We start from the raw sequence: 17098 nt of genomic DNA, 5'->3' as shown, positions 1-17098 counted from the left end.
AGCCGACAGGAAGCCGATGAAAAACCGTAACGATGCGTTCGCACCCGCCGTCAGTAAAACCCCCACGCTGGAAGATGTCGCGCGCGTGGCGGGGCTGTCACCGATGACCGTCAGCCGGGCAATTAATAAGCCGCAGGTGGTGCGCCCGGCGACGGTGGCAAGGGTGATGGAGGCGATCCAGGCGACCGGCTATATTCCCAATATGCTGGCGGGTGGGCTGGCTTCAAAGCGCAGCCGTCTGATCGCCGTGGTGGTGCCGCAGATCAACAACAGCATGTTTGTTGATACCGTTCAGGCCATCAGCGATCGGCTGGCGCAGCGCGGCTACCATATGCTGCTGTGCGTAACGGGCTATTCGTATGACCGGGAAGCGGAGATCGTCGCGACCATCCTCTCACGCCGTCCTGATGGCATGGTGCTGACCGGCATTCATCACAGCCCTGAGCTGCGCAAGACCATCCTCAACGCCGGGCTACCGGTGGTGGAAATCTGGGATATGACGCCGACGCCGCTCGATATGCTGGTCGGTTTTTCGCACGAAAAAATCGGCACCTGCATTGGTCAATACTGCCTGCAGCGCGGCTACCTGAATCTCGGGCTGGTGTGGGCAGGCGACCGCCGCGCTCAGCAGCGGCGCAAAGGGCTGGTTGATGCAATGCAGGGCCAGGCTGGCAGCCGAATTCGCGGCGTTAATGCCCCGGTACCGACCTCGCTCGCGGCCGGGCGGCAGGGGCTGAAACAGCTGCTGGCGCAGGGAGAGCGCTTCGACGCGATTATCTGCAGCTCGGATACCCTGGCGCAGGGCGTCATTATGGAGGCCTGCGCACGCGGGCTGTCCGTGCCGCAGCAGCTGGCGGTGATTGGCTTTGGCGACCTCAGCTTTGCTGCCTTTAACCAGCCCGCCATTACCACGGTGGCGATCGACCGGGTGAAAATGGGTGAGGATGCGGCAACGCGGCTGGCCGACAAAATTGAAGGCCGCAGCCCGCAGGATGCGGTGGTTGACCTTGGATTTCAGCTGGTTGAGCGCGACTCCGGCTGAGGGGAAGCAGCCTTAGCAACTTCTCCGCAGCCACAATGTTTTCCCTGTTGTTGTGCTTATCGCCTGGAAAAATCTCTGGCATGCCATGGTGCAGGCTAATGGCATAGTGACATCAGGGGGAATGAAGAATTCTTTGACTTTATTACTGTGGGTTATTATCTCGGTAGTTAATCAAATGCGCGCATTTCTTGCCCGTTTTTACGGCAGGCGTGCATAAATTTCCGCTAAGTCCCACGCTTTAATCCCCGTAATTAATGGTGACATTGTTATGAAATGTTAGAGCCATTATTAATGTTAACTTTAAAACAAAATGTATTTTATTTTTACATTTAGAAATATCTGTATGGTTAACATTGCCCCAATGTAAACAGATAAAAACAGTTATTTAACCTTAATTACACCTGCTTTACGGGGGTGTACTTTTCATGCAAGTGAGAGTCGTAACGCTATGCTTCTTCAAAAAGAAACCACCCGCCGTAAGTTTTTAATCGGGTCGCTGTTGGCATTACCGTTAGGGGAGATGGTGTTTAAAGGGCTGACCGCAGCCCAGGCGGCAGAAATGGCCGCGCCAGAACTGACGGAGTACCAGCCGATCTTCTTCAGCAGCGACGAGTGGCAGTTTATTCTCGCCGCCTGCGACAGCCTGATCCCCGCCGGCGGCAAGGGCAAAGCACCCGGCGCGCTGGAAACCAACGTCCCGATCTTTATCGATCAGCAGATCCACGGCGATTCTGGCGATGAAATCTATATGAAAGGGCCGTTTGATGCGCACGCCCCGGCCACCATGGGGTATCAGATCCCGTTTCGTCCTCAGCAGATCTACAAAACCGGCATCAAACTGGCAAATCAGTGGTGCCAGCAGAACCACCAGAAACCCTTCCATCAGCTGTCTGCGCAGGATAAAGACAGCGTCCTGACCCAACTGCAAAAAAACGATATTAAGTTTGCCGACCTTGGTGAGCCGGACCTGAAGGCGTCACAGTTCTTCAGCGGGCTGCTGGCCGATACCAAGCACGGTTATCTCTCCGATCCGATGTACGGGGGTAATAAAGGGATGAAGGCGTGGATCGCCATCGGCTTCCCCGGCGCGCGCGCCAGCTATCTGGAATGGGTGAAGCAGCATAACGTCCCGTATCCACTCGGCCCGATCAGCATCAAGGGCGAGCGCGCCTGAGTCCGCTGTTACTTTTTTCGTTTTTTGTCAATGACAGCCAAAAGATTTCGCGTTGCGGCAAGGCGGCAACTTAACCAACCCCCTGAAGCTTACAGAAGTCAGTGAACAGGGTGAATAAAGGCAGCCCACACGGCTGCAACGCGATAGATGAAGGGTTGATAGGGTTAATTATGTCTCAAATCAATAAAGAAGAAGTCGACGTCGTTGTCGTCGGCCTGGGATGGGCTGGCTCGCTGATGAGCATTGAGCTGGCGATGGCTGGCCTGAAGGTGCGGGCGCTGGAGCGCGGTGCCGATCGCGGCTATGAAGAGTTCGCTTACCCGAAACCGGCGGATGAGTACGCCTACGCGGTGCGTAACAAAGTGATGGCGACCACCGCCGAAGCGGCCGTCACCGTACGTTACAACATGAGCCAGACCGCGCTGCCGACGCGCAAATGGGGCGCATTCTGCCCGGGTAACGGCGTCGGGGGTTCCGGCCTGCACTGGACGGCGGTGCTGATCCGCCCAACGCCAACCGACCTGAAGCTGAAAACCTATGCTGACCAGGCTTACGGCCCGGGGGTGCTGCAGGACGATATGCGTATTATGGACTTCCCGTTCAGTTGGGAAGAGATCGAACCCTATTACGAAAAATTTGAGATGATCTGCGGCCAGTCCGGCACTACCGGCAACCTGCGCGGCCAGATACTGGAAGGCGGCGACCCTTTTGAAGGCCCGCGTGCTAACCCCATGCCGCTACCGGCGCTGGAAGACACGCTGAACAACACCCTGTTTGTGAAAGCGGCAAAGAAGCTCGGCTACCATCCGTTCCCGAACCCGTCGGCCTGCGTATCTCGCGCCTGGACCAACCCGTACGGCAACCAGATCGCCCCCTGTAACTACTGTGGCTACTGCAGTAAGTATCCGTGCCTTAACTATTCAAAAGCCTCACCGCAGACCGCCGTGATGGACGCGCTGAAGCGCATGGATAACTTCTCCTATGAAGTGCATGCCAACGTGATGAAAGTGGTGCTGCACGACGATAAGAAGACCGCCAAAGGCGTGATCTATATTGATAAAGACGGCAACGAATGCTTCCAGCCGGCGAAAATCGTGGTGCTGAGCAGCTTCCAGTTCTGCAACGTGCGCCTGATGCTGCTGTCCGGCATCGGCAAGCCGTATAACCCGATCACTGAAGACGGTGTGGTCGGGCGCAACTACGCTTTCCTCAGTAACGGCGGCGCGACGCTGTTCTTTAAAGATCAGAACTTCAACCCGTTTGCCACCGCCGGTGCGACCGGGCAGATGTTTAACGATATCTCTCCGGGTAACTTCGACGGTCCTGGCCTCGGTTTTATCGGCGGCGCGAAGATCCACAGCTCGCAGGCTACCGGTACGCCCATCAGCACCGCACTGCCGAAAGGCACTCCGAGCTGGGGCGCCGGCTGGAAAGAGGGGATGGAAGAGTGGTACGGCCATTCGATGAAGATCAGCATCACCACCACCTGCATGTCGTATCGCGATATCTATCTCGATCTCGATCCGAACTACACCGATGATTACGGCTACCCGCTGCTGCGCATGACCTTCGACTGGAAGCAGAACGAACTGAAACTGCAGCAGCACCTGAAGGGTATCGTCAGCAACATCACTAAAGAGCTGAACCCGGACAGCTTCAGCGAAAGCTTCCTGCCAATGGACGCGCACTTCGACCTGACCAAATACGTCTCGACGCACAACGTCGGCGGCGCGGTGATGGGCGACAACCCGCAGACCTCCGCGCTGAACAAGTATCTGCAGAGCTGGGATGTGCATAACGTCTTTGTGCCGGGCGGTAACGCCTTCCCGCAGAACTTCCAGGCGAACCCGACTGACACCATCGGTGCTATCACCCTGATGGCGGCCCAGGCGATTAAAGATATTTACCTGAAAAACCCCGGCCCGATGGTTCAGGCATAAGGAGATGACGATGATGAACTTCAAACGTTTACTGCTTGCCAATGCCGTGCTGCTGGCGGCGACTTTTGCGGCTTCGGCTCAGGCCGATGACAGCCTGGTAAAGCAGGGGGAGTACATTTCCCGCCTTGGCGACTGCGGCGCGTGCCACACTCTTCCGGGCAAACCGGCATTCTCCGGCGGGCTGGCGATCGAGTCTAATCTCGGCACCATTTACTCGACCAATATCACGCCGGATAAACAGCACGGCATTGGCAAGTACAGCGAGCAGCAGTTCTCGGACGCGGTGCGCAAAGGCGTGCTGCCTGACGGCACGCGCCTCTACCCGGCGATGCCGTATCCGGATTACGCCAAAATCAGCGATGCCGATATGCACGCGCTCTACGCTTACTTTATGCAGGGCGTGAAGCCGAGCACCGAGCAGCCGCCGGAAACCGATCTCAGCTTCCCGTTCAGCCAGCGCTGGGGCATGCGTTTTTGGAACTGGGCCTTTACCAGCGATAAACCGTTCCAGCCCATTGGCGGGGCAACGGCGGAAGTCAATCGCGGTGCCTACCTGGTGGAGAGCCTCGGCCACTGCGGCAGCTGCCATACGCCACGCGGCATAGGTATGAACGAGAAAGCCCTCGACAGCAGCGACAGCAAGTTCCTCTCCGGCGGGTCACTAAACGGCTGGGAAGTCCCCTCGCTGCGCGGCCTGCCGAGCTGGACCGGGCAGGAAACCGTGGATTACCTGGCGACCGGGCGTAACGATAAAGCGGCGGTGGGGGGGGAGATGACCTCGGTTATCGAGCACAGTACCTCGTGGATGACGGAAGCGGACCTCAAGGCAATCACTGCCTACCTGAAGTTTATCGGCGGCAACCCGCCTGCTCCGGCGGCGGCAACCCACAGCGTGAGCCCGACCGAAGCTAAACTGACGGCGGCGAAAAATCTGACCACCGGCGAGCGCCTGTACCTCGATAACTGTGGTGCCTGCCACTTCGTTACCGGTAAGGGCGCGCCGCGCATCTTCCCGCAGCTGGACCAGGCGACGATTGTTAATGCCGGCGATCCGACCGGGCTTATCCATACCATTCTGGCCGGTGCGCAGCAGCCCTCCACCGCTAAAGCACCGTCGACGCTGGCGATGCCGGGCTTTGCCAACCGCCTGAGCGACGACGAGGTGGCGCAGCTGGCGACCTTTATCCGCCAAGGCTGGAGTAATAAAGCCGCTGCGGTGAGCGCCGACCAGGTGCAAGAGGTCAGGGCAAACCTGAAAAAATAGTCCCCTGTCAAACCCGCCGCCCGGCGGGTTTTTTATTGCTCTACATCACCCCGAATCTGTTTTTTAATCTAATAACGCGATAATATTGAAAATCGGCACATTACGATAAGTAAAAAAGTTATTATCAATAGGATGACGTTAAAATTAAGGGATGAAGATGATTGATGATACTGAACAGAAGCTGATTAAATATGGCTTTACGTCTAAGGAAATTGCTTCTATCAAGTTTTGGTCGGAAAGAGATGGTGTCACACACAGTGAAGTGATTAAGAGAATAAAACGCGTTTTTGTTGTTGCGATAATGATGTTGATAATGTTGGCTTTGTTATCAGTGAGTGAGTTTTTTAGATTGGGTAATGATGTGGGGTTTTATATTATGCTGTCTGGCTGCATTTTTGGAGTCATTGTTGTTTTTGTTATGGCCCCTATGAAATTAGGGGCGAAGATATACTTTAAATATAAGGGGTAGGGTTGTTTTTTGGCTGTGACCGCGTTATAAATTGAAAGGGTGTCGCCTGTGGCCTCTATCGTTAATGAGGGGGCGCTGGCAACTTTATAACCCCTGACAAAATCAGTAGGGATATGCCTAAATAAGCAAAATTCGTCTGGCTTTAACACTAAACGACCTAATCCCTAGCCGGATAGTAAGAGATCTACGGAACTATACGCAATGCTTCCTGTTCGTTTATCGAATCCAAGAAATATTGCCGTTTCAATGTATCTTTCTCTCATGAATCCGACTGTATCATCCTTACCTTTCCATAAATTCACCCCCCTTCTTGCAAAGAGTTCAACCCATGTACTACCAAAAAGGCCCCTGCTCCCACACCTATAATGTTTCCTGTTAAGGCAGATGAAATTGCTATTCCCACTCCAGCTACAAACTGAATTCCACCAATAACCACCCCAACGCCATTAATAATATAACCCCAGGTGTCCAGCTCTTTAACAACCTGACCTGATGCTATTATTTTAGCTCGTCCGTTCATAAGGCTAAATGTCTGGTTATCGATATGCTCTTTTTGCTTTCTGAGGTTGAATATGCATTCTCTGCACTCACTCTCATTTTTGCTTTTACTGATGCCATTCAGTTGAGATTGTATGAATGTATCAATGTTCTTCATGAAGCCGTCGCGGACTACAGGACTTCTTAAATACCTAAAGCCTGCGTGGTCAGCGGTTTTCCTCAGGATGACAGCATCTTTCTGAGCGTTAGCGTAGTAAAGGCTTATAAAGCGGTTTTTATCCAGGTAATTATCCATTTCTCGTCCTTAAGTCTGCTCCGCCCGGATTGGGCTTAAGCAGTCTATAGCCTGTCAGCTCCAGAAAAAAAGACCTGAGAGGGTTTATGGACAGGGTGCAAAAAAGTTAATCGTTAAACAACGATATGACAATTATGCATTGACGAAGCTTATTATTTTCATTGTTAAGTTCGCGGAGAAGCGGAGGTCCGCCGAACGCATCACGGGCAGGCGCCGCCCGGCGGGTTTTTTTTCGTCTGCTCAGTAAACAACCTGCGCTGTCGCCGACAGTGTCTATACTGGTAGCTGACTAAACAACCGGAGGAAAACAATGACCATTCATAAGAAAGGACAGGCACACTGGGAAGGCGACATCAAAAAAGGTAAAGGCACCATCACTACCGAAAGTGGTGCGCTAAGCCAGCAGCCCTACGGTTTCAATACCCGCTTTGAAGGCAAACCAGGCACCAATCCGGAAGAGCTGATTGGCGCGGCACACTCCGCCTGCTTCTCCATGGCGCTGTCGCTGATGCTGGGCAACGAAGGCTACACCCCTGAAAGCATCGATACCGTTGCCGATGTGTCACTGGATAAAAAAGGGGATGGGTTCGCCATCACTAAAATTGAGCTGCAGAGCAAGGTAGTACTGCCGGGCATTGATAAAGATAAGTTCGACAGCATCATCCAGAAGGCCAAAGCGGGCTGCCCGGTCTCGCAGGTGCTTAACGCTGAGATCACCCTTGACTACCAGCTGAATTAACGGCGGCTTGTCATACGGTTAAGTAAGGATTGCGTTAAGAAGGTGAAAATAAGACGCTAATCATTCGGTTTTAGGAGTTCGTGAGATAGGGAAGTGTTGCGTTATCCCCGATATTTAAGCCACGGCAGTCAGCAGGCCGTGAGCAAATCGAGGATACACCCATGAAAAAAACAACACTGGCACTGATTATTAGCGTTTTCACAGCAAGCAGCCTTTTCACCACCCTCTCTTACGCAGACGGTCCGGGTAATGGCCCGGACCGCGAGTGGCATCAGCAGGGCGGTCACGATAATCACGGTGGCGATGAGCGTCACGACGATCGCCATGACGATCGTGGGCACAATGAGCGCGGCGACGACCATCGCGGTCGCGGTGGTCCAGGCGAGCGTGACCATTTTGCGTGGCAGGGCCATGACTTCCGTCGCGGCCACCCGGCACCGGACCGCTTCCGTGGCGACGATTATCGGGTTGACGACTGGCGCGATCGCGGCCTGGATGAGCCACCGCGCGGTGAGCACTGGGCCTATGTTGACGGCAATTATGTGCTGATTGCTGCGGCCACCGGGATAATCACTTCGATCATTCTCGGCAATATTGTCGGCAACCATTAACCGCTTCTCTGCCGGTGGCACTCGCCACCGGCATCTTCGTCTCCGCGCAGAAAATCCTCTTACCTGAACACCTAACTCGTTAACTTATCAGTACTTTATTTTCCTTAGTTGCACTGCATTACAGGGTGATTTTTCGGCCTGCGCCGCAAAAAACCGTGCCCTCAGCACTTGCTGCAGGCTAAGAAACGGTTATAAGATCGTCTCCGGTTTGAGCAAGGTTTAATCAGACGCGCACATACAAAGGACGAGAAAATGGACAATCGCATGGACAGGCTGGAAGGGCACGTGGGTATTTTGCAGGGTGACGTCAGTATCTTAAAAATAGATGTGGGCGTTCTGCAAAAGGATGTTGGCATCTTGAAAGTCGATGTCGACAGGTTGAAAGATGACGTCGGCGTGCTTAAGAGTGATGTTAAGGAATTAAAGGAGGACGTCAGCACCCTGAAAATTGATGTCGGGATTATCAAATCGAATTATGCCACCCAAAGCGATGTGAACGGTTTACGTGTCGAACTGCATCAGTGCCTGGCTGCGCAAACCCGCTGGATCGTCACTTCACAGTTCGCGGTCTTAGGCTTTGGTCTTGCCATTGCCAAACTGATCTTCTAGCGCCTGCGGGCGCTTTACCCTCTTTAAACCCTGGGTGAGTAAACTATCCCGAACTTTCCCATATAGACGTCTGGACATGTAGCCATCAATTTCGGTAGCATGGCCACCATTAGAAATTTCTCAATGGGAACAGGCCAATGACGCAGCATATCGAGATTCTGGACGGTGGGATGGGGCGTGAGCTGGCGAGGGTGGGGGCGCCCTTCCGCCAGCCGGAGTGGTCGGCACTGGCGCTGTATGAGGCACCTAAACAGGTGCGTGCGGTCCACGACAGCTTTGTCGAGGCTGGCGCAGGTACCCTGACCACCAACAGCTATGCCGTGGTTCCCTTCCATATCGGCGCAGCGCGTTTTGCCGCAGACGGTGAGCGCCTTGCTGCGCTGGCCGGTCAGCTGGCGCGCCAGGCAGCCGATGCTGCCGCACATCCGGTAAGAGTCGCGGGCAGCTTGCCGCCCGCCGCCGGTTCCTATCGCCCCGATCTGTTTGTCGCTGAGCAGGCCATCGCAATCCACCGGGTGCTGGTGGCTGCTCAGGCACCTTACGTTGACGTCTGGCTGGGTGAAACCATCAGCTCCATTGCTGAAGCCGTGGCGATCCATCAGGCGGTTGCCAATCAGCCGCAGCCGCTGTGGCTGTCGTTCAGCCTGCACGATGACCCGGACCAGCCGAAAGCTGCCAGCACGCTGCGCTCGGGCGAGAGCGTGACGGCCGCTGTGGAGAAAGCGCTTGAGCTGGGGGCAGAAAATATTCTGTTCAACTGTAGCCATCCTGAAGTGATGCTCTCTGCGGTTCAGCAGGCGCAGGCCACGCTGCAGCGTCTCGGGTCGGCTGCCGGGATTGGCGTTTATGCCAACGCATTCGAGCACGGCAGCAACGGCGGCGGGGCCAACGAAGGGCTGAGCGGCCTGCGTAAAGACACGCATCCGGAAGGGTATCTGCGCTGGGCGCAGGAGTGGGTTGCTGCCGGGGCCACGCTGGTCGGCGGCTGCTGCGGTATCGGGCCGCAGCATATTGCGCGGCTGGCCGCCGCGCTGAAGTAAACGCCTTATTTTCACCGCGCCATGCGCCATAACAACGATAAAAAAACAGGGAATACACCATGATGAATCGTCGCGATTTTATCAAAACTACCGGCGCGCTCTCCGTGGCGGCAGCCTGTTCCGGCCTGCCATTCCAGTCGGTGTGGGCAGCGGATACCGCTGCGGCCACGCCGAAAAAGGGCGGCCATCTGAAGGTCGGCATGGACAATGCCTCAAGCACTGACCGCCTTGATCCGGCGTTCTGGTTTGAATCCTATATGTACTTCGTCGGCTCGCAGCTGTTTAACTGCCTGGCGGAAGTGGATGAGCACGGTAAGATCACACCGTCGCTGGCGGAGAGCTGGGAAACCCGCGACGGTAGCAAAACCTGGGTGCTGAACATCCGCAAAGGGGTGCAGTTCCACGACGGCCGCACCCTGACGGCAAAAGACGTGGTTTACTCGCTGAACCATCACCGCGCTGAGAAATCCAGTTCTTCGGTGAAAGGCTACCTCGATCCGGTGGTGTCGCTGGAGGCGACGGCACCCAATCAGGTGACCATCAAGCTGAAGGAGCCGAACGTCGAGTTTATCGCGCTGCTGAGCGATGTTCACTTTGCCATCACTGCCGAAAATGAAAACTTCGACAAAGGTATTGGCACCGGGGCGTTCATTCTTGAAAGCTTCAAGCCGGGCGTGCGCACGCTGGTGAAGCGTAATCCGAACCACTGGAACCCGGCGCGCGGCCACGTCGACTCGGTAGAAACGCTGGCGATGAATGACTCTACTGCCCGCGTCGCGGCGCTGGCCAGCGGCTCAGCACATTTGATCAACCGCGTTAATCCGCGCATTGTTGAGCGCCTTAAGCACATGCCGAATATCCAGCTGCTGCGTTCGCGCGACAGCCAGATCTTCACGTTCCCCGGCCTGGCGACGGCCGCGCCGTTTAATACCCTGGACGGTCGCCTGGCGCTGAAATACGCCATCGATCGCGAGCAGATTATCAAAACCGTGCTCGGCGGCTTCGGCACCGTGGCGAATGACAACCCAATCTTCCCGTCCAGCCCCTATTTCGCCAAAGATATCCCGCAGCGCCCGTATGACCCGGAAAAAGCCAAATATCACTGGCAGAAAAGCGGCTTCAGCGGCCCGCTGGTGCTGTCGGTGGCAGAGGCCGGATTCCCTGGCGCGGTGGATGCCGGGCAGCTGTATCAGAACTCGGCAGAAAAGGCCGGTATCCCGCTGAAGGTAGAGCGCGTACCGGATGATGCCTTCTGGGACAACGTCTGGATGAAAAAGCCGTTTGTCTCCTCTAACTGGTCGCTGCGCCCGACGGCGGATGCGCTGCTGTCGCTGGTGTTCACCAGCAGTGCGCCGTGGAATGAGTCGCAGTGGAAAGAGCCAGCGTTTGACCAACTGGTGACCGCCGCGCGCGGGGAGCAGGACGAGCAGAAACGCCGCCAGATTTACCACGATATCCAGCTGATGCTGGTGGAAAAAGGCAGCGAAATTATTCCGCTGTATGCCGATGCGCTGGACGCCGCCAGCAGCAAAATTAACGGCTTCGTGGCGATCCCGGGCTTCACCATGAGCGGTAACCGTGCAGCGGAAAAAGTGTGGTTTGCATAACAGCTAATGAGTCATTTATCTGAACGCCGGGGGAAGGGCCACCTTCCTCTGTTAAAACTGATTGGCCAGCGCCTGCTGGCGGGTGTAGCGATGCTGGTGGTGGTCTCTGTGCTGATTTTCGTCGGTATCCAGCTGCTGCCGGGCAATGCTGCGACGGCTATCCTCGGCCAGACCGCCACGCCGCAGGCGGTGGCGGTGCTTAATCAACAGCTGGGGCTGGATCAGCCCGCTGCCGGGCGCTATCTTGCCTGGCTGGGCGGCGTGCTGCAGGGTGATTTTGGCCACAGCTTTACCAGCCGCGAAGCTATCGGCCCGGTGCTGCTCGACAGGCTGGCAAATACGCTGTCGCTGGCGTTTTTCACCGCCATCGTTGCCGTGCCGCTGGCGCTGGTGATTGGCTTTGTCTCGGCGCGCTTTCAGGGCAGCTGGATCGATCGCCTGCTCAACTTCTTCACCCGCGCCGCCGTCTCGCTGCCGGAGTTCTTCTCCGGCTATCTGCTGATCCTGATCTTCTCGATCACTCTGTTCTGGCTGCCGAGCAATAGCAGCATCTCCGACGGCATGCCGCTGGGGGATCGCCTGCTGGCCGTCGCGCTGCCGTGCATGACGTTGATCTTCGCTATCCTCGGCCATATGAGCAATATGACCCGGGCAGCGTTAGTCAGCGCGCAAAACGCGGCGTATGTTGATACTGCGCTAATGAAGGGGCTGTCACCCTCGGCTATCCTGTTTCGTCACGTGCTGCCCAACGCCTGGGGGCCGATCGTTAACGTGATCGTGATTAACCTGGCGTGGCTGATGGTCGGCGTGGTGATCGTCGAGAACGTGTTTGTCTATCCGGGCCTCGGACAATATATGGTCGACAGCATCAGCAAGCGCGATATCCCGGTGATCCAGGACTGCGCGCTGCTGCTGGCGGGGATCTACATTCTGCTTAATCTGCTGGCGGATATCATCACGCTGCTGGCTAACCCGCGTCTGCGTTTTACAAGGAATTGATCTGATGTTCAGGCTGAAACTTTCCGTACTGCCCGGCGTTATCGGGCTGAGCCTGTTTGTGCTGGTGGCGCTGCTGGCGCCGTGGCTGGCGCCGTTTGCGCCGGACCAGGTGGTCGGCAGCGCCTGGGCGGGCGTGTCGCCGGACAGCTGGCTGGGCACTGATAACCTCGGGCGCGACCTGCTGTCCCGCCTGATCTGGGGCACGCGCACCTCGCTCAGCGTCAGCGCGGTGGCCACGCTGCTGGCTTTTGCCATTGGCACCTTCCTCGGCTTTCTGGCCGGTTACTTCGGCGGTTGGGTGGACCAGCTGATCTCGCGCCTCAACGATATTCTGATGGCCATCCCGACGCTGATTCTGGCACTGGTGGTGTTAGCCATGCTGCCGAAGACCATCCCGGTGATCGTGCTGGTGCTCGGCATTCTGGAGTCGACCCGCGTGCTGCGCGTGGCGCGTGCGCTGGCGCTGGAGATTGCCGCGCAGGAGTTTATTGAGGTAGCGCGGCTGCGCGGTGAGCGCCTTGGCTGGGTGCTGTGGCGCGAAATTCTGCCGAATGCCTTTACCACGCTGGTGGCCGAATTTGCCCTGCGCTTTATCTTTATCCTGCTATTTCTTTCAGCGCTGTCGTTCTTAGGGCTGGGCATTCAGCCGCCGACCGCCGACTGGGGCGGACTGGCGCGCGATAATAAAGATGGCATTCTGTTTGGCGTTTGGGCGGCGCTGATCCCCGGCGCGGCGATTGCGCTACTGGCACTGGCATTAAACAGCGTGGCCGACTGGCTGTTAAGCCAGCACACCCGCAGCTGGCAGGAGTAGAGCATGAGCGAACAGGCGTTATTACAGGTTAAACAGCTGCGGGTGACCGCAGGCGCGGCTACCCTGGTGGAAGAGATCTCCTTTACCCTGCGCAAGGGGGAAGTGCTGGGGCTGATCGGCGAGTCCGGCGCGGGCAAGTCGACCATCGGCCAGGCTATCCTCGGCCACTTCCGTCACGGCATGCGGCTTAGCGGCGGGCAGATCCTCTTCGACGGTAGCGATCTGACTGCGCTATCGGAACGCCAGTGGCGCAAGGTGCGCGGCGCGAAAATCGCCTACGTTGCCCAGTCGGCCAGCGCGGCGTTTAACCCGGCGCAGAAGATCGGCGAGCAGGTAATTGAAAGCGCGATTCGCCACCGCGTACTGGATCGCCAGGCGGCGATCCGTCGTGCGCTTGAGATCTTCAGTCAGCTACAGTTGCCGCAGCCGGAACAGTTCTTCCATCGCTATCCGCATCAGGTTTCTGGCGGTCAGCTGCAGCGTGCGATGATTGCCATGGCGATCTGTGCCGGACCGCAGCTGATTGTCTTTGATGAGCCGACTACCGCGCTGGACGTGACCACCCAGCTGGAAGTGCTGAAATCGATCCAGCAAATTATCCGACTGACCGGCGTGGCAGCGCTCTATATCAGCCACGACCTGGCGGTGGTGGCGCAGCTCAGCCAGCGAATTATGGTTCTGCGTCACGGTCGCGAAGTGGAAAGTGGCGAGACGGCGGCGCTGCTGAGCCATCCGCAGCAGGCCTATACTCGCCAGCTGCTGCACAGCCACGGCGAGCCGCACCCGCCGCGCAGCAGCACGCTGCCGCTGCTGACCGCGACGGAAGTCAGCGTGGATTACCACGGGGAGGCGGTGCTGCATGCGGTGTCGCTGGCAATCGGCCGCGGCCGCACGCTGGCGCTGATCGGTGAATCCGGCGCGGGTAAATCGACGCTGGGCCGCGCGGTGTGTGGTCTGGTCGCGCCGTCCCGGGGCGAAATCCGTTTCAACGGCCAGCTGCTGCCTGCCACGCTGCGCCAGCGCACGCGCCAGCAGCTGCAGCGCGTGCAGCTCATTCATCAGCACCCTGACACTGCCCTGAATCCACGGCTAACGATCGGCCTGCAGATTGAGCGGACGATGGTCTGCCTGAGTGAGCGGACCGCACTGCAGCGTAAGGCACGGGTGAATGAACTGCTGGAGAAAGTTGGCCTGTCGCCGCAGCTGGCAGAGCGTTATCCCCATGCGCTGTCCGGTGGCCAGAAGCAGCGCGTCTGCATCGCCCGCGCGCTGGCGGTAGAGCCGGAGCTGATCGTCTGCGATGAGCCCACCTCAGCGCTCGATCCGCTGGTCGGGCGTGAGGTGCTGGCGCTGCTGAAAACCCTGCAGCAGGAAACCGGCGTCTCGCTGCTGTTTATCACCCATGACCTGCACGTGGTGCGCGCGGTGGCGGATGAGGTGATGGTACTGCGCTACGGAAAAGTGGTACGCCAGGGGGCGCTCGGTGAAGTATTCAGCGCCCCGCTGGATGACTACACTGCCGAGCTGCTGCGCGCGGTGCCGGAAATGCGCCCCGGCTGGCTGGCAGAGGTGACGGCAGCGTGCTGATGCTGCCGTAAGGCAAATGGAAAATATATTCCTGAATGTTGTTCCCCGCGGGTAAAGTTACCCCGCTAAACTTCCGATAACCCTGTGTTGAAGCCCCCGGAACCACCGGGGGCAATAATGATGGCTGACCAATAACAGCCAGCTTAATTGCCTGATTACTGGCACACCACACGCAGGGGATTTAGTATGACCATCACCAAAAGGCTGTTTTTAATCTTTTCCCTCCTGGCGCTTTCTCTGATTGCGCTTTCCGCTTACTCCCTGTACGCCATCAGCGGCTTCCAGTCGCGCTTTGAATATGTGCAGGTGAATGCCATCCCCAGTATTAAAGACCTGGATAAAGCCATCAGTGCCAGCAACGGATTACTGGTTGCGCTGTATGAGCATCAGAGTGAAAACGACAACAGCAAGCAACCCGGGATTGAAAACAAAATTGAGCAAATTGTCGCACGGCTGAAAACGCTGACCGACTACTACATGGCGAATGATATCTCCAGCGATCAGGATCGCGAGATGACGAATGACGCGCTGAACACCATCACCGCTATTCAGGGGGCGATGCCGGCATTTATTACCGCATCCCGTGCGCATGATGATGCACAGTCCTTGCCAATGATTCAGGGCGAAAACGGTGTGGGTGCAATTGTGCGTAAACTGGTTGCCGGTCTGCAGGCCCAGATTCAGGTTAACATCGATATTGGTAACGACCTGCGCCGTCAGAATGCTGAAATCTATAGCAAAGTGTTCTGGGGTACGCTGATTTTCGCCAGCGTCATCATTATTGTGATGGGGCTGCTGGCGGTGAAAACTATTCTTAGCGTGCGCAACAGCCTGAACGGCATGCAGAGCGTGATGGAATCGGTCAGTGAATCCCTTGACCTGACCCAGCAGGTTGATGCGTCGCGCAACGATGAGATCGGTAAAACCGCTCTGGCGTTTAACAGCCTGATGGCGCGCGTTTCCGGGGTGCTGACCTCCGTGACCTCGTCGGCGCAGTCGGTCAGCTCGGCGTCCACCCAGATCGCCGCCGGTAACGAAGATCTCTCGGCGCGCACCGAAGAGCAGGCGGCTTCGCTGGAGCAGACTTCGGCCAGCATCAGCACCCTGAACGACACGGTGAAACAGAACGCCGAAAACGCCCGCCAGGCCAGCACGCTGGCCAGCACCGCCAACGATCTGTCGGTCCACAGCGGCAACGCCGTGGCGGCGATGGTCGGCACCATGGAAAAAATTAAAACCAGCTCCAGCAAGATCTCTGATATTACCGGGCTGATTGAGGGCATCGCCTTCCAGACCAATATTCTGGCGCTGAACGCGGCGGTGGAAGCGGCGCGTGCCGGTGAGCAGGGGCGCGGATTTGCGGTAGTGGCAAGCGAAGTGCGCAGCCTGGCGCAGCGCTCCTCCACTGCAGCAAAAGAGATCAAAGATCTGATTGTGACTTCAGCACAGCTGGTCGAAAGCGGTTCTGTTCAGGCCGCTGACGTCGGTGACAATATGGCGAAGGTGCAGGGATCGATTCGTCAGGTGGCTGATATCGTGGGCGAAATGGCGGCAGCAACCTCGGAGCAGAGCCAGGGGATTGAGCAGGTGCACCTGGCGATTGGACAGATGGATACCGTGACCCAGCAGAACGCCGCGCTGGTGGAGGAGGCTTCCGCAGCTTCGCAGTCGCTGCAGGAGCAGGCGGTGAATATGAACCAGCTGGTGGCGGCCTTCCGCCTGCAGTCTGGCCGCCCGGTGGTGGCTGCGGCCAGCGCGGGCAAAGTTCCGGCGATCGCCCCGGCACCACGCCTGGCGAAACCCGCGCTGGCATCGGTGGACGATAACTGGAGTTCATTCTGATTTAACATTTCGGGTCGGGCGTGCCCGACCCCTACAGTAGCCGGTATGTTGCGACGGCAAAGGGCGAATTTAATGATGCGCAATCACCGAGGCAATCACCCCGGTGGCGACGGCAATTAACACGTAATTACCCTTCACATTCACCCAGCGGTGGCCGGACGGCGGTGCTTTCAGGCCGCGTTTGTGCCAGTCGTTAACCTGATATCCCTCACCACGATACTGCTGCGGCAGCGGGCGACCGCGACGAAAATCGGGCTGGCGCTGCTGTGGGTGGTTGTTGGCCTGGTGCTCAGCGCCGCGCTGCGGTATTCCACCCTGATTCTGCTGATGGGGCTGATGGGGCTGATTTTGCTGCGGGTGCTTAACCGGCTGCTGGCCGGGCCCCTCGTCAGGACCCTGAGCAAACGCGCTCAGGCTCAGGCTGCTGAATATCATTGCTGACAGGGCAATAGTGCGGCTTTTTTTCATCTTGTTATTCCTTGCGGTTGAATCAATGTTCAGACAGAAGGAATGTGGCGTCTGGCGGCGGGGCGAACAAGGGTAAAAGTCTGAGACGGCAGGGTTTAAC

17 protein-coding genes are annotated in these 17098 nt (G+C 57.2%); 14 read left to right on the top strand and 3 right to left on the bottom strand.

Annotated elements, in window-relative coordinates; genetic code table 11:
* The first annotated feature begins 16 nt into the window (after positions 1-16).
* The 5 genes from ID864_RS14040 to ID864_RS14020 all read left to right on the top strand — a co-directional run bounded on the left by ID864_RS14040 (position 17) and on the right by ID864_RS14020 (position 5889).
* The gene (locus tag ID864_RS14040; protein WP_062818356.1) at positions 17-1042 is read left to right on the top strand and encodes a LacI family DNA-binding transcriptional regulator; all 1026 of its coding nucleotides are present in this window, start codon (positions 17-19) and stop codon (positions 1040-1042) included.
* Between the two features lie 448 nt (positions 1043-1490).
* Positions 1491-2216 carry a gluconate 2-dehydrogenase subunit 3 family protein gene (locus tag ID864_RS14035; RefSeq protein WP_048916831.1) on the top strand — a complete coding sequence of 242 codons (726 nt, stop codon included), beginning with the start codon at positions 1491-1493 and terminating at the stop codon, positions 2214-2216.
* A 170-nt stretch (positions 2217-2386) separates the two neighbouring features.
* Positions 2387-4156 carry a GMC family oxidoreductase gene (locus tag ID864_RS14030; protein ID WP_048916830.1) on the top strand — a complete coding sequence of 590 codons (1770 nt, stop codon included), beginning with the start codon at positions 2387-2389 and terminating at the stop codon, positions 4154-4156.
* A gap of 4 nt (positions 4157-4160) precedes the next feature.
* The gene (locus ID864_RS14025; protein WP_396018880.1) at positions 4161-5420 is read left to right on the top strand and encodes a c-type cytochrome; all 1260 of its coding nucleotides are present in this window, start codon (positions 4161-4163) and stop codon (positions 5418-5420) included.
* Positions 5421-5577: 157 nt separating this feature from the next.
* Positions 5578-5889 carry a hypothetical protein gene (locus ID864_RS14020; RefSeq protein WP_048916828.1) on the top strand — a complete coding sequence of 104 codons (312 nt, stop codon included), beginning with the start codon at positions 5578-5580 and terminating at the stop codon, positions 5887-5889.
* Positions 5890-6053: 164 nt separating this feature from the next.
* Here the strand turns inward: ID864_RS14020 and ID864_RS23960 are convergent, their stop codons facing one another.
* Together ID864_RS23960 and ID864_RS23725 are read right to left on the bottom strand one after the other, a co-directional pair.
* Positions 6054-6191, bottom strand: a complete 138-nt coding sequence (locus ID864_RS23960; RefSeq protein ID WP_191149965.1) for a DUF4225 domain-containing protein — start codon at positions 6189-6191, stop codon at positions 6054-6056.
* Positions 6188-6682, bottom strand: a complete 495-nt coding sequence (locus ID864_RS23725) for a DUF4225 domain-containing protein (RefSeq protein ID WP_191149964.1) — start codon at positions 6680-6682, stop codon at positions 6188-6190. Before ID864_RS23725 ends, ID864_RS23960 begins: the two co-directional genes overlap by 4 nt.
* Positions 6683-6992: 310 nt before the next feature.
* Here ID864_RS23725 and ID864_RS14005 point away from each other — a divergent pair, with 310 nt between their 5' ends.
* From ID864_RS14005 to ID864_RS13965, 9 genes are all read left to right on the top strand, one after another.
* Positions 6993-7421, top strand: a complete 429-nt coding sequence (locus tag ID864_RS14005; protein WP_048916826.1) for an OsmC family protein — start codon at positions 6993-6995, stop codon at positions 7419-7421.
* A gap of 161 nt (positions 7422-7582) precedes the next feature.
* Complete coding sequence (locus ID864_RS14000) at positions 7583-8032, top strand: RcnB family protein (RefSeq protein WP_048916825.1); 450 nt, start codon at positions 7583-7585, stop codon at positions 8030-8032.
* A gap of 252 nt (positions 8033-8284) precedes the next feature.
* A complete protein-coding gene (locus ID864_RS13995) occupies positions 8285-8641 on the top strand; it encodes a hypothetical protein (RefSeq protein WP_048916824.1) in 357 nt (118 codons plus the stop codon).
* 137 nt (positions 8642-8778) lie between these two features.
* Positions 8779-9681 carry a homocysteine S-methyltransferase family protein gene (locus ID864_RS13990; protein ID WP_048916823.1) on the top strand — a complete coding sequence of 301 codons (903 nt, stop codon included), beginning with the start codon at positions 8779-8781 and terminating at the stop codon, positions 9679-9681.
* A gap of 62 nt (positions 9682-9743) precedes the next feature.
* Complete coding sequence (locus tag ID864_RS13985) at positions 9744-11288, top strand: ABC transporter substrate-binding protein (protein WP_048916836.1); 1545 nt, start codon at positions 9744-9746, stop codon at positions 11286-11288.
* Positions 11289-11294: 6 nt separating this feature from the next.
* A complete protein-coding gene (locus ID864_RS13980) occupies positions 11295-12287 on the top strand; it encodes an ABC transporter permease (RefSeq protein ID WP_191149963.1) in 993 nt (330 codons plus the stop codon).
* 4 nt (positions 12288-12291) lie between these two features.
* Positions 12292-13101, top strand: coding sequence for an ABC transporter permease (locus ID864_RS13975; RefSeq protein ID WP_048916821.1), 810 nt, complete (start codon positions 12292-12294; stop codon positions 13099-13101).
* A 3-nt stretch (positions 13102-13104) separates the two neighbouring features.
* Positions 13105-14688, top strand: coding sequence for an ABC transporter ATP-binding protein (locus ID864_RS13970; RefSeq protein ID WP_048916820.1), 1584 nt, complete (start codon positions 13105-13107; stop codon positions 14686-14688).
* Between the two features lie 186 nt (positions 14689-14874).
* Complete coding sequence (locus ID864_RS13965) at positions 14875-16530, top strand: methyl-accepting chemotaxis protein (RefSeq protein WP_048916819.1); 1656 nt, start codon at positions 14875-14877, stop codon at positions 16528-16530.
* Positions 16531-16599: 69 nt separating this feature from the next.
* Here ID864_RS13965 and ID864_RS13960 read toward each other — a convergent pair whose 3' ends face one another.
* Positions 16600-16998: an RcnB family protein gene (locus tag ID864_RS13960; protein WP_099754133.1), complete on the bottom strand. Its 399-nt coding sequence runs from the start codon at positions 16996-16998 to the stop codon at positions 16600-16602.
* Between the last annotated feature and the right edge of the window lie 100 nt (positions 16999-17098).

It is taken from the genome of Erwinia aphidicola (assembly GCF_014773485.1).
GTDB lineage: Bacteria > Pseudomonadota > Gammaproteobacteria > Enterobacterales > Enterobacteriaceae > Erwinia > Erwinia aphidicola.
Note: the sequence above shows the minus strand (reverse complement) of the source record. Positions and strands in the feature narration are given on the sequence as shown.

Excerpts from the sequence above, each read along its gene's own strand:
- ID864_RS14040 (WP_062818356.1), top strand. The coding sequence starts at position 17 with ATGAAAAACCGTAACGATGCGTTCGCACCCGCCGTCAGTAAAACCCCC.
- ID864_RS14035 (WP_048916831.1), top strand. The coding sequence starts at position 1,491 with ATGCTTCTTCAAAAAGAAACCACCCGCCGTAAGTTTTTAATCGGGTCG.
- ID864_RS14030 (WP_048916830.1), top strand. The coding sequence starts at position 2,387 with ATGTCTCAAATCAATAAAGAAGAAGTCGACGTCGTTGTCGTCGGCCTG.
- ID864_RS14025 (WP_396018880.1), top strand. The coding sequence starts at position 4,161 with ATGACGATGATGAACTTCAAACGTTTACTGCTTGCCAATGCCGTGCTG.
- ID864_RS14020 (WP_048916828.1), top strand. The coding sequence starts at position 5,578 with ATGATTGATGATACTGAACAGAAGCTGATTAAATATGGCTTTACGTCT.
- ID864_RS23725 (WP_191149964.1), bottom strand. The coding sequence starts at position 6,682 with ATGGATAATTACCTGGATAAAAACCGCTTTATAAGCCTTTACTACGCT.
- ID864_RS14005 (WP_048916826.1), top strand. The coding sequence starts at position 6,993 with ATGACCATTCATAAGAAAGGACAGGCACACTGGGAAGGCGACATCAAA.
- ID864_RS14000 (WP_048916825.1), top strand. The coding sequence starts at position 7,583 with ATGAAAAAAACAACACTGGCACTGATTATTAGCGTTTTCACAGCAAGC.
- ID864_RS13995 (WP_048916824.1), top strand. The coding sequence starts at position 8,285 with ATGGACAATCGCATGGACAGGCTGGAAGGGCACGTGGGTATTTTGCAG.
- ID864_RS13990 (WP_048916823.1), top strand. The coding sequence starts at position 8,779 with ATGACGCAGCATATCGAGATTCTGGACGGTGGGATGGGGCGTGAGCTG.
- ID864_RS13985 (WP_048916836.1), top strand. The coding sequence starts at position 9,744 with ATGAATCGTCGCGATTTTATCAAAACTACCGGCGCGCTCTCCGTGGCG.
- ID864_RS13980 (WP_191149963.1), top strand. The coding sequence starts at position 11,295 with ATGAGTCATTTATCTGAACGCCGGGGGAAGGGCCACCTTCCTCTGTTA.
- ID864_RS13975 (WP_048916821.1), top strand. The coding sequence starts at position 12,292 with ATGTTCAGGCTGAAACTTTCCGTACTGCCCGGCGTTATCGGGCTGAGC.
- ID864_RS13970 (WP_048916820.1), top strand. The coding sequence starts at position 13,105 with ATGAGCGAACAGGCGTTATTACAGGTTAAACAGCTGCGGGTGACCGCA.
- ID864_RS13965 (WP_048916819.1), top strand. The coding sequence starts at position 14,875 with ATGACCATCACCAAAAGGCTGTTTTTAATCTTTTCCCTCCTGGCGCTT.
- ID864_RS13960 (WP_099754133.1), bottom strand. The coding sequence starts at position 16,998 with ATGAAAAAAAGCCGCACTATTGCCCTGTCAGCAATGATATTCAGCAGC.